This is a genomic window from Streptomyces sp. NPDC111520, from assembly GCF_055635295.1.
The window spans coordinates 1-14,479 of the sequence record NZ_JBVKBW010000028.1 but is presented as its reverse complement, the minus strand read 5'-3'; the positions used below and the strand labels follow the sequence as shown (position 1 = coordinate 14,479).

Here is a 14,479-nt window from a genome sequence, read left to right as displayed (position 1 = left end):
TGCGGGGCGTACCACGGTGTGCGCGGAAGGTGTGGTCACCGGTGATCGAAGTCCCGGCCCTGGACGGCTGGTTCCCCTGCGGCGTGCCCGGTCCCGCCGCGCTCGCGGAGCACGTGCGGGCGAGCGGCAACGGACGCTGGTGGGCCGACCGGGCGGCCGCGCCCCGCGCGGTCGCGGTGGTGTGCGCGGACCACGCGCTGCTGGAGGGCGATCCCCGGTCCGTGGACCCGGACGGCCTCGCGGGCCTGGCGAACCGCTACGTCCTGGCCCGTACGCGCTTCCTGCCCGTCCTGGGTGCGGCGTTCGACCGGGTCGTGCCCTGGGAGCGGATGATCTGGGTGCAGTCTCGCCCGGTGCCGCGCCGCCGTCCGCCGCGGGACCTGGTGGTGCGCCGGCTGGTGCCGGGTGACGGCGCGGCCGTTGCCGCCGCGGGCGACGACGTCCGCCGGTTCACGCTCAGTTGGGGCGGTGCGCACGGCCTCGCGGCGTCGGGCCACGCGTGGGGGGCGTTCCGCTCGGGCCGGCTCGTCTCGCTGGCGTGCACGTACGTCCTGGGCGGCGTCTACGAGGACCTCGCGGTTGTCACCTCGCGGGGCCATCGCCGCGAGGGCCTGGCCCTGGCCTGCCTGTCGGGCCTGTGCGGCGACGTCGCGGCCCGCGGCCGCACAGCCGGCTGGACGTGCTCGCGCGGCGACCGGCCCAGCCGCCGGCTGGCCTGGACCGCGGGTTTCCGGCTGTTCGGGGAGTACGTCCACTACGCGGTCGGCGCTCCCGCCGCGGCGGGTCACCGGGGCCGGATCACACGCGCCTTCTGAGCGCGCGGGAACGGCGGGGCCAACCGGGAGCTCCGCGGCGCCGCCGGGTCGACCGCGACGGCCGCACACCGTCGCGGTCGACCCGTGCAGCGTGGCGGCCCGGGGCCGGCCGGCTTCCGGGACGGCACGACCGCCGGCGAGGGCACACCGCGGTGCCCGAACGCGGCCGTCAGCCCACCCCGCCGGCCCGACGCCGTCGACGAGCGCGGGCGGATCGGCCGAACCCGCCGCCGTCTCCCGCAGGACACCGCCCGTCGCCACAACACGACGCCATACGCCGATTGCGGCCGCACATGGAGCACCCCGCCCGGTGGGCCCACCGGGCGGGGTGCTCCATGTGCGGCCGCTCAGGGCTCGAAGCGGTAGCCCATGCCGGGCACGGTGATCAGGTGGCGCGGGTGGGCCGGGTCGGGTTCCAGCTTGTGCCGCAGGGTGGCGAGGTAGACGCGCAGGTAGTTGGTGCGCTTCTCGTTGCCCGGCCCCCACACGTCGCGCAGCAGCTGGCGTCCGGTGATCAGGCGCCCCGGGTTGCGCAGCAGCGGGGCGAGCAGCCGCCACTCGGTGGGCGTGAGCCTCGGTGCCTCGCCCTTGCCCGAACGGGGCCGGACGGTGAACGCGCCCAGGTCGACCCGGTAGTCGGCGATGGTGACCGTCTCCGGCTCCTCCAGGACGGGCGGGCGGCGCAGGACGGCGCGCAGCCGGGCCGCCAGCTCGTCCATGGAGAACGGCTTGGTGACGAAGTCGTCGGCCCCCGCGTCCAGTGCCTCGATCTTGTCGGCCGGCCCGGTCCGTCCGGACAGCACGATGATGGGCAGCGGGCTCCAGGCCCGGACGCCGTGGATGATGTCGGTCCCGGCCATGTCGGGCAAGCCGAGGTCGAGGATGAGGGCGTCGGGCGGCTGCCGGGACACCAGCAGCAGTGCGGTGGCCCCGTCGGGCGCGGTGGCGACCGCGTAGTGACGCGCCGTCAGGTTGATCTCCAGCGCCTTCAGGATCTGCGGCTCGTCGTCGACGATCAGGACGCGCCTCATGCGAGTGCCTCATCCCCGTCGGCGGGGGCGGCGGGCACCTCGTCCGGACCGCCGGCGGTGGGCAGGGACAGGACCATCGTGAGACCTCCGCCGGGGGTGTCCTCGGGGGTGAGGGTGCCGCCCATCGCCTCGGTCAGCCCCCGGGAGAGGGCGAGCCCGAGTCCGAGGCCGGTGGTGTTGTCGGTGTCGCCGAGCCGCTGGAAGGGTTCGAAGACGCGCTCCCGGTCGGCGGGCCGCAGTCCGGGGCCGCGGTCCGCGACGCGCAGCTCGATGCGCGTGCCGAGGGCACTGGCGCCGAACAGGACCCCGGTGCCCGCCGGGGCGTGCCGCTGGGCGTTCGTCACCAGGTTGGCGACGACGCGTTCCAGGAGCGGCGGGTCGGCCAGCGCGAACGGTATGTCGTCCAGGCCCTGGAGGGTGACGGGGACGGTGCTCTCGGCGAGGCTGTCGAGGGCCAGCGAGGCCACCTCGGCCACGGAGGTCGGCTCCAGGGCGAGGCTGAGGGCGCCGGCCTGCAGCCGGCTCATGTCGAGGAGGTTGTCCACCAGCCGGTTGAGCCGGTCCAGGGACACCTCGGCGGTGGCCAGCAGTTCCTCCTGGTCCTCGGCGGAGAACTCGACCTCGCGGCTGCGCAGCGAGCTGACGGCCGCCCAGGCGCCGGCGAGCGGGGTGCGCAGGTCGTGGCTGACCGCGGCGAGGAGCGCCGTCCGCATCCGGTCGGCCGCCCTGACCGGTTCCACCTCGGCGGCGGCCTCGGCCAGCCGGGCCCGCTCCAGCGCGGAGGCCACGTGCCCGGCGAAGGCGATGAGCACCCGCCGCTCCGAGGCCGCCAGGCGGCGGCCGCGCAGGACGAGGACGTCGTCGGGGCCGACGGGCACGGCCACCACGCCCTCCGCCGGGTCGTCCACCCACGCCGCGCCGTCCCCGGAACCGTGCACGAGCTCGGCCGATTCCATGCCGAAGGCCTCCCGCGTCCGCTGCAGCAGGGCCTCGACGGCCTGGTCGCCGCGCAGGATGCTCCCGGCCAGGGAGGACAGCGTCTCCGCCTCGGCGGTGGCGTTGGCCGCGCGTCTGGACAGCCGCAAGGAGCGGTCGACGATCGTCGCGACGGTGAAGGCGACGAGCGCGAAGACGGCCAGTGCCAGCACGTTGTTCGTCTCGCCGATGGTGAACCGGCCGATGGGCGGTATGAAGTAGTAGTTGAGCAGCAGCGAGGCCGTCACGGAGGCGAGCAGCGCGGAGACGACGCCGCCGATGCAGGCGACGCCCACGACGGTCAGCAGGAAGAGCAGCGCCTCGCTGGTGAGGTTCAGGTGCCCGCGGTAGTTGGCCAGCACCGTGGTGAGCAGTACCGGGAGGACGAATCCGGCGACGGGGCCGGCCACCTTGCGGGCCAGGGGCAGGCTGCTGGAGGGCACGGGGAGGAGGCGTCCGCGGCCCGCCCGTTCGTGGGTGACCATGTGCACGTCGATGTCGCCGGAGCGTTCGACGATGGTCTCGCCGACGCCGCGCCCGGTGAGGAACTGCGCGACCCGTCCGCGCCGGCTGGTGCCCATCACCAGCTGGGTGGCGCTCTCGGCGCGTGCGAAGTCCAGCAGCGCGTCGGGGACGTGGTCGCCGACGACCGAGTGGAAGGTGCCGCCGAGGCTCTCCACCAGGGCCCGCTGCCGGGCCAGGGCGGCGGGTGAGGAGTCGGCGAGACCGTCGCTGCGGACGATGTGCACGGCGAGCAGGTCCCCGCCGGCCGAGCGGGCGGCGATGCGGGCGGCACGGCGGATGAGGGTCTCGCCCTCCGGCCCGCCGGTGACGGCGACGGCCACGCGTTCCCGGGTCTCCCAGACGCGTCCGATGCCGTGTTCTGAGCGGTACTTCTGCAGTGCCTCGTCCACCCGACCGGCGACCCAGAGCAGGGCCAGTTCGCGCAGCGCGGTGAGGTTGCCGACGCGGAAGTAGTTCGACAGGGCCGCGTCGACCTTCTCGGGGGCGTAGACGTTGCCGTGGGCCATGCGGCGGCGCAGCGCCTCGGCGGGCATGTCGACCAGCTCGATCTGGTCGGCGCGGCGGACGACCTCGTCCGGGACGGTCTCCCGCTGCGGCACGCCGGTTATCTTCTCGACGACGTCGTTGAGCGACTCCAGGTGCTGGATGTTGACGGCGGTGATCACGTCGATCCCGGCCCTGAGGAGCACGTCGATGTCCTGCCAGCGCTTGGCGTGGCGTCCGCCGGGCACGTTGGTGTGGGCCATCTCGTCGACGAGCGCCACCTCGGGCGCGCGGGCGAGGACGGCGTCGAGGTCCATCTCGGCGAAGACGCCGCCGCGGTACTCGCGTTCGGCGCGGGGCACGATCTCGAGGCCGTCGAGCATCTCCTCGGTGCGTGGCCGCTTGTGGCACTCGACGTACCCCACGACGACGTCGGTGCCCCGGGCGGCCCGGCGGCGGGCCTCGTCGAGCATGCGGTAGGTCTTGCCGACTCCGGGTGCCGCCCCGAGAAAGACCTTGAGTCTGCCGGGCCGTCCCCGGGGGGTGCCGGCCGGGGCCGGGACGACTGGCTGCGTCACCGGATGTCCCTCCTTGTACGGGTGTCACGCCGCCCGGCGGCGCAGGTGGTCCCTGCGCCGCCGGGCGGCGTGGTGCGGATGGTCCGACCGTGTCGCGACGTCACTTCAGCGCGGTGAGCGCCTGGTTGAGCTCCACGACGTTGACGCGCTCCTCGCCGAGGAAGCCGAGTACCCGGCCCTGGACGTGGTCGTCCACCAGCTTGCGCACGGTGTCGGGCGCCAGGCCGCGCGCCTGGGCGACCCGCTCGGCCTGCTCCCGGGCGTACTCGGGCGAGATGTGGGGGTCGAGACCGGAGCCGGAGGCCGTGACCGCGTCGACCGGGACGTCCTCGGGGGCGACGCCGTCGAACTCGGCGACCGCCGCCCGGCGCTCCTTGATGGTCTTCACCAGACCCTCGTCGTTCGGGCCGAGGTTGGAGGCGCCGGTGACGAGCGGGTCGTAGCCGCCGGGACGCGGCTGGAACCACTTGGGGTCCGGCTGGGCGACCTCCTCGGCGTCGTCCGGGTTCTTCTTGGGGAGGGTGAAGTTCTGGCCGATGAGGCTGGAACCGACGGTCTTGCCGTCCTGGGTGATCCTGGAGCCGTTGGCCTGGTCGGAGAACGCCGCCTGGGCGACGCCGGTGACGGCCAGCGGGTACGCGATGCCCAGGAGGACCGTGAACACCAGCAGCATCCGCAGGGCGGCCACGTGGTTGCGGACCACGGCGGGCAGGGAGCCGGACATGATGGAATCGCCTTCTTCTGTCAGCTGAGGCCGGGGATGAACTGGATGATCAGGTCGATCACCTTGATGCCGACGAACGGCAGCACGAGACCGCCCAGGCCGTAGACCCAGATGTTGCGGTTCAGCAGCGCCGAGGCGGACGACGGCCGGTAGCGCACGCCGCGCAGGGCGAGCGGGATCAGCACGACGATGATCAGGGCGTTGAAGATGATCGCCGAGGAGATCGCCGACGTCGGGCTGTGCAGCTGCATGATGTTGAGCTTGTCCAGGCCCGGGTAGGCGGCGGCGAACATCGCGGGGATGATCGCGAAGTACTTCGCGACGTCGTTGGCGATGGAGAAGGTGGTCAGCGCGCCGCGGGTGATGAGCAGCTGCTTGCCGATCTCCACGATCTCGATCAGCTTGGTGGGGTCGGAGTCCAGGTCCACCATGTTCCCGGCCTCCTTGGCGGCCGAGGTGCCGGTGTTCATGGCCACGCCCACGTCGGCCTGGGCCAGCGCCGGGGCGTCGTTGGTGCCGTCACCGGTCATCGCGACGAGCTTGCCGCCCGCCTGCTCCCGCTTGATCAGCGCCATCTTGTCCTCGGGCGTCGCCTCCGCCAGGAAGTCGTCGACCCCCGCCTCGTCGGCGATCGCCTTGGCCGTCAGCGGGTTGTCACCCGTGATCATGACCGTACGGATGCCCATCCGCCGCAACTCGTCGAACCGCTCCCGCATGCCGTGCTTGACGACGTCCTTGAGGTGGATGACGCCGAGCACCCGGGCCGCGCCGTTCTCCTTGGCGGCCACCACGAGCGGCGTGCCGCCGGACTGCGAGATGCGGTCGACCAGCGACTGCACCTCCTCGTCCGTCCGGCCGCCGTTGTCGGCGACCCAGGCGGTCACCGCGGACGCGGCGCCCTTGCGGACCTGGCGGCCGTCGACGTCGACGCCGGACATGCGGGTCTGCGCCGTGAAGGGCACGAACTCGGCGTGGCCCAGCTCGCCTTCGTGACGCTCGCGCAGTCCGTACTTCTCCTTCGCCAGGACGACGACGGAACGGCCCTCGGGCGTCTCGTCGGCCAGCGACGACAGCTGCGCGGCGTCGGCCAGTTCGGCGGCGGTGGTGCCCTTGACCGGCAGGAACTCCGAGGCCTGGCGGTTGCCGAAGGTGATGGTGCCGGTCTTGTCGAGCAGCAGGGTGTTGACGTCGCCGGCGGCCTCGACGGCGCGGCCGGACATGGCGAGCACGTTGCGCTGCACCAGGCGGTCCATGCCCGCGATGCCGATCGCCGACAGGAGCCCGCCGATGGTGGTCGGGATGAGCGCGACGACGAGCGCGGCGAGGATCACGATGCTCTGCTCGGCGCCCGCGTAGATGGCGAAGGGCTGCAGCGTGACGACGGCGAGCAGGAAGACGATGGTCAGCGAGGCCAGCAGGATGTTCAGCGCGATCTCGTTGGGCGTCTTCTGCCGGGCCGCGCCCTCCACCAGGGCGATCATCCGGTCGATGAAGGTCTCACCGGGCTTGGAGGTGATGCGTACGACGATCCGGTCCGACAGCACCTTGGTGCCGCCCGTCACCGCGCTGCGGTCACCGCCGGACTCCCGGATGACCGGCGCCGACTCCCCCGTGATCGCCGACTCGTCGACCGAGGCGACACCCTCGACGACGTCGCCGTCGCCGGGGATGATCTGTCCGGCCTCGACGACGACGTGGTCGCCGAGCTTCAGCCCCGAGGCCGGGACCTCCTCCTCGAAGGCCGAGGTCGTGCCGGGCCGCCAGTCGGTGAGCCGGCGGGCGACCGTGTCGGTCTTCGTGCGGCGCAGGGTCTCGGCCTGCGCCTTGCCGCGGCCTTCGGCCACGGCCTCGGAGAGGTTGGCGAAGACGACGGTCAGCCAGAGCCACACGGTGATGACCCAGGCGAAGATGCTCGGGTCCTTGATCGCCGAGAGGGTGGTCAGGACGGCGCCGACCTCGACCACGAACATGACCGGGTTCTTGATCATGACCCGCGGGTCGAGCTTCCTGACCGCGTCGGGCAGCGCCGTGAGGAGCTGCTTCGGGTCGAGCATGCCGCCGGAGACCCGGTGCGGCTGCTGAGGCTCGGTCGGGGCGCCGCCCGGCGAAGCGGGGGGTTCGAGGGTGGTCAGGGACATCAGGACAGACCTTCCGCGAGCGGACCCAGCGCCAGCGCCGGGAAGTAGGTGAGGCCGACGACGATCAGGATCACGGCCGTCAGCAGGCCGACGAACTGCGGCCGGTGGGTGGGCAGGGTGCCGGCCGTGGCGGGCACCGGCTGCTGCCGGGCCAGGGAGCCGGCCAGCGCCAGGACGAAGACGATCGGCAGGAAGCGGCCGAAGAGCATGGCCAGACCGAGCGCGGTGTTGTACCAGTCGGTGTTGACGGTGAGGCCCGCGAAGGCCGAACCGTTGTTGTTGGCGGCCGAGGTGAAGGCGTACAGCACCTCGGAGAAGCCGTGCGCACCGGTGTTGAGCATCCCGGCCCGCTCACCGGGCAGCGCCATGGCGAGGCCCGCGCCGATCAGCACGATCGCCGGGGTGGTGAGGATGTAGAGGGAGGCGAACTTCATCTCCCGGCTGCCGAGCTTCTTGCCCAGGTACTCCGGGGTGCGGCCGACCATCAGACCGGCCACGAAGACCGCGATGATCGCCAGGATGAGGATGCCGTAGAGGCCCGAGCCGGTACCACCGGGGGCGATCTCGCCGAGCATCATGTTGAAGATCGTCATCCCGCCGCCGATCGGCGAGTACGAGTCGTGGAAGGAGTTGACCGCACCCGTGGAGGTGAGGGTCGTCGACACGGCGAACAGCGCCGAGCCCCACACGCCGAAGCGCTGCTCCTTGCCCTCCATCATGCCGCCCGCCACGTGACCGGCCTGGCTGCTCACGCTGTGCAGCTCGTTGACGGTGACGATGGCGACCGAGGCGGCCCAGATGACGCCCATCACGGCGATGATCGCGTAGCCCTGGCGGTTGTCGCCGACCATGCGGCCGAAGGTGCGCGGCAGGGAGGTGGCGATCACCAGCAGGAGGTAGATCTCCAGCCAGTTGGTGAAGGCGTTGGGGTTCTCGAAGGGGTGGGCGGAGTTGGCGTTGTAGAAACCGCCGCCGTTGGTGCCCAGCTCCTTGATGACCTCCTGGGAGGCGACCGGACCGCCGGTCAGGCTCTGGTGGTCGCCGATCAGGGTCGAGATCGAGTCCACGCCGTGGAAGTTCTGCACGGCGCCGCCCGCGACCAGCACGATGGCGAAGACGAAGGCCAGCGGCAGCAGCACGCGCACGACGATCCGGGTGAGGTCCACCCAGAAGTTGCCGACGCGGTCGGTCTTCTTGCGCGTGAAGCCCCGGATGAGGGCGGCGACGACGGCGATGCCGACGGCGGCCGACACGAAGTTCTGCACCGCGAGGCCGGACATCTGCACCAGGTGGCCCATCGTGGACTCACCCGAGTACGACTGCCAGTTGGTGTTGGTGACGAAGGAGGCGGCCGTGTTGAAGGACACGCCGGGCGTCACGGCGGGCATGCCTATGGAGAGCAGCAGGTGGTTCTGCAGCCGCATGAAGCCGTAGAGGAACATGACGGAGACGGCCGAGAAGGCCAGCACGCTCCGCAGGTAGACGGACCACTTCTGGTCCGCGTCGCCGTCGACCCCGCCGAGGCGGTAGGCGAAGCGCTCGACGCGCAGGTGCTTGACGGAGGTGAGGGTGTGGGCGATGTGGTCGCCCAGCGGCCGGTAGGACAGGGCCAGCGCGCCGACGAGCGCGAGGATCTGGAGCCAGCCCGCGAGGGTGTCGTTCACTAGAACTTCTCCGGGTAGATCAGCGCCAGCACCAGGTAACCGACCAGGGCCACGGCGACGACGAGTCCGACGACGTTTTCGACGCTCACAGCCGCTCCGCCCCCTTGGCCACGAGGCCGAGCACGGCGAAGACGACGACGGTGAGGACGATGAAGGCCAGATCTGGCATGCGGAGACACCCCGGTGATCGAGTGGGGACGATGGCCGCGTACCCGGGCGGGCCCGCGGCGCCGGTGAAAAACCGGTGTACGTAGCGAAGCGCCCCGGGGTGCCCCCCACGGGGTTCGTTAGCGGGTTCCTGACGCGGCCCCGGAGCGGCTTGACGCCACTTTGACGCCCGCCCGTCCGAACGGGTGACGGGCGGGGCGGGGGTCCCCTACGCGGGCTCCGGCGCGGGCGGCCGGGGGCGCCGGGGCCCGCCGGTCAACGGCGACGGCGCCGCGTACCGCCGCCGGGGCCCGCCGGCAGGGGAGACCGGGGCCCGGCGGTGGGGAGCGGGGTCAGAACCGCACGTAGACGTTCTTGGGCTGGGTGTAGGACTCCAGCTCCTGCATGCCCTCCTCGCGGCCGACTCCCGAGTTCTTCACACCGCCGAAGGCGGCTCCGGGGAGGTGCGACGAGCTGGCGTTCACCCACACGTAGCCGGCCCGCAGGTCGCGGGCGGCGGCCAGGGCGGTGTGCAGGTCGGTGGTCCAGACGCTGGCGGTGAGGCCGTACGGCAGGGCGTTGGCCTCGGCGATCACCTGGTCGTACGAGTCGAAGGGCGCCGCCACCAGCACCGGGCCGAAGATCTCCTCCTGGAAGAGCGGCCCGGAGGGGCCGGCGGGGGCGGCGAAGAGGGTGGGCCGGACGTAGTAGCCGGGGCGGTGCAGGGCGCTGCCGCCCGCGACGAGGCGCAGGGCGGGGTCGGAGAGCCCCGCGCGGATGTAGGAGGTCACCTTGCGGTAGTGCTCCGCCGAGACCAGGGGGCCGATGTCCGTGGCGGGGTCCGCCGGGTCGCCGAGGCGCAGGGCGTCCATGCGCCTGCCCACCTCGGTCACCACGGCCTCGTACAGCGAGCGGTGGACGAGCAGCCGCGAGGTGGAGCCGCAGCTCTGGCCCTGCCAGGTGAAGTTCATGCCCGCGATCGCGCCGTCGACCGCCGCGTGCACGTCGGCGTCGGCGAAGACGATCAGCGGGTTCTTGCCGCCCAGCTCGAGGGTGACGGTCTTGACCGCGCCGCTCGCCGCGCGCGCCTGGACGCGGCGTCCCGTGGCGGAGGAACCGGTGAACGCGATGCGCGGGACGTCCGGGTGGGTCACCAGCCGTTCGCCGGCCTCGGCGCCGAGGCCCGGCACGACGTTCAGCACCCCGGGCGGGACGATGCCGGCGGCCAGTTCGCCCAGGCGCAGCGCGGACAGCGGGGTCGCCTCGGCGGGCTTGAGGACGACGGCGTTGCCGGCGAGGAGCGGTGCGGCGATGCGGGCGGCCGCGAACAGCAGGGGGTGGTTCCAGGGGATGATCCGTCCGACCACGCCGAAGGGGTCGCGCAGCGTGTAGTCGAGGGAGTCGTGGTCGGCCATGGGGACGGTCTCGCCACGCAGTTGCAGGGCGAGTCCGGCGAAGTAGCGCAGCTGGGCGACGGCGGCGCGGAAGTCGGCCCGCATGACCCCGATCGGGGTGCCGTTGTCGAAGGTGTCGGTCCAGGCGAGTTCCTCGCCGTGCGTCTCGACCGCGTCCGCGAGCGCGGCCAGCACCCGTGCCCGGTCCGTCACGGAGGTGGCCGCCCAGCCCGGCGCCGCCCTCAGCGCCGCCTCGACCGCGGCGTCCACGTCCTCGGCGCCGCCGAGGGGTACCCGGGTCACGACCGTCTCGTCCGCGGGGTTGACGACGTCCAGGGTGGCGCCCGTGGCTGCTTCGGTCGCCGCACCGCCGATCAGCATGCGCCACGGGCGGTCCACGATCTCGCCCGCGGTCGGCCGTGCGCCGGTGGCGCCGTACGGATTCGACAGCTCCGAAATTCGCATACAGTCCAGGTTTGCACCAATATGCAATGCTTATGGTGATTGAATGTTTTATATCGGCAAACAGCGCGTATAGCGCAGCCCAAGGAACCGCCACATGGGCGGGTGGCCGACTCAGCCGTCCAGCCAGCCGCGTTCGCGCGCGAGGAGGGCGATCTGGAAGCGCGTCCGGGCGCCGAGGGCGGTGCCCGCCTCGCTGACGTGCTTCTGCACCGTGCGGCGACTCACGCCCAGCACCCGGGCGATGGCGTCGTCCTTCATGCCCGTGGCCATGAGGTGCAGGATCTCCCGCGTCCGTTCGTCGGTCTCGACCGGTTCGCGCTCGCGGCGCGCGACGGGCCAGTCCTGGCGGCTCTCCAGCGAGACCGGCGTCGCGCGCTCCCAGATGCCCTCGAAGAGCGCCAGGCACACCGCGATCAGAGCCGGCGAGTGCACCACCAGTGAGCCCGCCGAGGGCCGGTCGCCGTGCAGCGGGAGCAGGGCGGTGGTCCGGTCGAAGAGTGCCAGCTTGACCGGGAGCCGTGTGCCGAGGCGGAATTCACCGCCCACCGCGGTCCCCCGGATCGCCGTCTCCAGGGACACCTCGTCGGTGAAGCCGTCGGCCTCGTACACCGAACGCAGCCGCACCCCCGGTTCGACCGCGGTGCGGTCGGGGTCGCGGTGCCCCGAGTCGTCCGCGGTCCCCGTCACGTAGGGCGGTTTGGCCAGGTGCAGCACCTCGCTCCGGCTGCCCTTCAGCAGGAGCGCGTAGCGGGCGGCGACCTCGTCGCCGTGCTCCAGGACCTCCACCAGGTCGGGCGCGCCGGGACGCGCGGCGGAGCGGTAGAGCTCGTCGAGCTGTTCCATGAACAGCTCCGTACGGGCCAGTTCGCTCCGTCTGCGGGCCAGCAGCGAACCCAGGGACGAGCGCGGCGGGCCGGCCTTCCAGCGCGGGGCCCCGCCGGGGATGCGGATGACCAGCAGTTCGTCCTCGAGGCCCCGCAGCGCCCGCTCGGCCTCGCCGGCGGAGGTGCCGACCGCCTCGGCCACCGCGGCGGCGTCCGCCGTGGGACGGCCCACCAGGTACTCCAGGACCCGGGCGCCCAGGGGGTCCAGCCCCGTCCCCGCCCAAGGACCTCCCGACCAGACATCCATGCCGACTGCCACCCCTGTACCTCCGCGCCGGCTCATGATCGTACGCCTCGCGGAACGGCCGGCGGGGGCCCGGCCCGGCGTGCGCCGGGCCGGGCCCCCGTCGGGGTGGTGCGGTGTCGCGGCCGCTCAGCGGCAGGTGCCCGCGGGGCGGGCCCGGGTCACCAGGTCGGTGTCCGTGGTGGTGGTGTCCATCCACAGGACGCGGCTGCCGGTGCCCGCGGCGGCGTTCGACTGCTGGCCGTGGCTGCAGGAGACCCGGCCCAGCGGGGCGCCCTGCGGGGTGAACTGCCACAGCTTGGCGAGCGAGTCGTTGTAGTCGTCGAAGACCTGCGAGAACGAGGCGTACAGGGTCAGCGTGACCGCCGTGTCCGACGCCGTGAGTCCGTACGCCCGGACGGGGTTCGGGCCCTTCTCCGCGATGACGTCGGTGACCGCGGAGCCGTCGAGGGACGCCCGGCGCAGGGTGGTGAAGTCGTCGTCGGTGTAGTCGGTGTCGATGAGCCAGTACACGCCGGCCGCGGTGATCACCGGGGTGCTGATCCACTCCGGCTGCGAGGGCGTGCCCAGGGCCGTGGTCCTGCCGGTCCTGGTGTCGAAGACCTCCATGACGACCCCGTAGGCGCCGTCGAACATGCCGTCGTGGATGTACGCGATGCGCCCGTCCTTGACGGCGGGTTCGGCCGCCTGGTTGTAGTCCCGGCCGAGCGGCACCTCACGCGGCGTGGTGTCGCCGCCCTTCAGGTACAGCACCCGCTGCAGCGAGGTCGCCTCGTCGCGGCGGGACCAGGCGACCGTGTCGCCGTCCACGCTCAGTCCGCTGATCTCCGTGCCGGTGCTGTAGAGGGTCTTGACGTGGCCGCCGCCGACGGGCGCGGACAGGATGTCGTACGTGTGGGCCCACGGGTCGTCGCCGGGGGCGTCGCCGACCGCCACCCAGACCACGCGCCTGCCGTCGGTGACGGGGCTGAGGTGCGAGCGCCCGTCGACCGGGGAGATCCTTCGGGGCTTGCCCTTGCCGTCGGTGCGGCCCGTCCACACGGCGTACGGCTCGGTGCCGTCGGCGCCGGCCGACCTGGGGGCGGCCCACCAGTCCCCGCCCGCGCTGGGGGCGTTGCCGGTGCCGACGAACGACATCAGGGTGCCGAGGCGGCCGAGCAGGACGTCGCTGTCCAGGCCGAGGGCCTTCTCCCAGCCGGGGACGATGCCGTGCGCGTCGAAGGCCTGCTTGACCTTCGCCATGCGGTCGCCCTTGACGTGCAGCGACTTCGCAGCGGCGAGGACCGCGTCACGTCCCTCGTCGAAGCCGTCGAGCGGGGTGATGTAGGAGGTGAGCGCCTTGTAGACGATCTTGTCGGCGAGTTCGCCGCCCAGGCTCTCGCGGATGTCCCACAGCGCGCCGCTGAAGATCGTGGAGTTGACGTGCACTCCGCCGTTGTCGTACGAGGAGCCGAGGGGCAGCCCGAGGAAGCCCTTCGTGGTGGCGCCGTCGTTGAGGTCGCGGAACGCGCAGTCCTTCGGTGCCAGCGTGCGGCAGAGGTCGCCGCCGATCAGGCTCGCCTCGGGGTCGGTCATCGGGGTGCGGTTGACGGTGACGTCGATGACGTTGCCGAAGTAGTCGGCGACGGCCTCGTTCATGGCGCCGGACTGGCCGGCGTAGACCAGGTCGGCGGTGTGCTCGACGACGCCGTGGGTCATCTCGTGGCCGACGACGTCCAGGTCGGAGGCGAGCGAGCGGTACTCGTCGTCACCGGTGCCGTAGACCATCTTGGTGTGGTCCCAGAAGGCGTTGACGAACGGCGAGCCGAAGTCCGTCACGCCGACGAGGGAGTTGATGGCCATGCCCTTGCCGTCGAGGCTGTCGCGGTCGAAGGTGCCGCGGTAGAACTCGTAGACCTTCCCGGCCGCCCAGTGGGCGTCGACCGCGCCGCTGTCGGTCATCTCCTGCGGCGCCTTCGTGGTCGGCATCGCGAACGGCACGACGCTCTCGGGCCACTGGCCCGACACGTCCTGGTACCAGACGCTGGAGGCGTCCCAGGTCTGGATGACGTTGTGGCTCTTGCTGCCGGCCATGTGCGCGCTGTCGCGCAGCAGGTACTGGCCGGTGGCGGCGTCCTTGGTGAGGTTCAGCGGCACCGTCGCGCCGTGCAGGAGGACCCCGCTGCCGACGACGCCCGCCGATCCGCTCGCGGGAGCGGCGGGAGCGCCGTCCCGCATCGAGGTGCCGCTGCGCATGGACGTGCCGCTGCGGTGCCCGGCGGCGCCGGAGGTGGCCGGGGCGAAGGTGGACAGGCCGCCGTACTCGAAGACCGCGACGCCGGTGGCGGCGTCGACGTAGACCTCCTGGACCACGGGCGCGCCGGTGGCGGGGTCGGTGCCGCGCACGGTGACGTGGCGGGCCAGCACGCCCTT

At 72.5% G+C, this 14,479-nt stretch carries 10 protein-coding genes; 1 reads left to right on the top strand and 9 read right to left on the bottom strand.

Annotated elements, in window-relative coordinates:
• The first annotated feature begins 41 nt into the window (after positions 1-41).
• Positions 42-815 carry a GNAT family N-acetyltransferase gene (locus ACZ7MY_RS38845; protein ID WP_499609961.1) on the top strand — a complete coding sequence of 258 codons (774 nt, stop codon included), beginning with the start codon at positions 42-44 and terminating at the stop codon, positions 813-815.
• Positions 816-1,162: 347 nt separating this feature from the next.
• Here ACZ7MY_RS38845 and ACZ7MY_RS38840 read toward each other — a convergent pair whose 3' ends face one another.
• The 9 genes from ACZ7MY_RS38840 to ACZ7MY_RS38800 form a co-directional block, all read right to left on the bottom strand.
• Positions 1,163-1,846 carry a response regulator gene (locus tag ACZ7MY_RS38840; protein WP_499609959.1) on the bottom strand — a complete coding sequence of 228 codons (684 nt, stop codon included), beginning with the start codon at positions 1,844-1,846 and terminating at the stop codon, positions 1,163-1,165.
• Positions 1,843-4,407: a sensor histidine kinase gene (locus ACZ7MY_RS38835; RefSeq protein WP_499609956.1), complete on the bottom strand. Its 2,565-nt coding sequence runs from the start codon at positions 4,405-4,407 to the stop codon at positions 1,843-1,845. The genes ACZ7MY_RS38840 and ACZ7MY_RS38835 overlap by 4 nt, the downstream gene beginning before the upstream one ends.
• A 100-nt stretch (positions 4,408-4,507) precedes the next feature.
• The gene (gene kdpC / locus ACZ7MY_RS38830) at positions 4,508-5,131 is read right to left on the bottom strand and encodes a potassium-transporting ATPase subunit KdpC (protein WP_499609953.1); all 624 of its coding nucleotides are present in this window, start codon (positions 5,129-5,131) and stop codon (positions 4,508-4,510) included.
• Between the two features lie 20 nt (positions 5,132-5,151).
• The gene (gene kdpB, locus ACZ7MY_RS38825; protein ID WP_499609950.1) at positions 5,152-7,269 is read right to left on the bottom strand and encodes a potassium-transporting ATPase subunit KdpB; all 2,118 of its coding nucleotides are present in this window, start codon (positions 7,267-7,269) and stop codon (positions 5,152-5,154) included.
• Positions 7,269-8,933 (bottom strand): potassium-transporting ATPase subunit KdpA, encoded by a 1,665-nt coding sequence (gene kdpA / locus ACZ7MY_RS38820; RefSeq protein ID WP_499609948.1) that lies wholly within the window; start codon positions 8,931-8,933, stop codon positions 7,269-7,271. The genes kdpB and kdpA overlap by 1 nt, the downstream gene beginning before the upstream one ends.
• A complete protein-coding gene (gene kdpF, locus ACZ7MY_RS38815; RefSeq protein WP_361812010.1) occupies positions 8,933-9,022 on the bottom strand; it encodes a K(+)-transporting ATPase subunit F in 90 nt (29 codons plus the stop codon). Before kdpF ends, kdpA begins: the two co-directional genes overlap by 1 nt.
• Before the next feature lie 411 nt (positions 9,023-9,433).
• Positions 9,434-10,939, bottom strand: coding sequence for an aldehyde dehydrogenase family protein (locus ACZ7MY_RS38810; protein ID WP_499609944.1), 1,506 nt, complete (start codon positions 10,937-10,939; stop codon positions 9,434-9,436).
• A 111-nt stretch (positions 10,940-11,050) separates the two neighbouring features.
• Complete coding sequence (locus ACZ7MY_RS38805; protein ID WP_499609942.1) at positions 11,051-12,070, bottom strand: helix-turn-helix transcriptional regulator; 1,020 nt, start codon at positions 12,068-12,070, stop codon at positions 11,051-11,053.
• A 126-nt stretch (positions 12,071-12,196) separates the two neighbouring features.
• Positions 12,197-14,479 (bottom strand): M4 family metallopeptidase (locus tag ACZ7MY_RS38800; protein ID WP_499609939.1); only part of this gene is annotated, 2,283 nt, incomplete at its 5' end.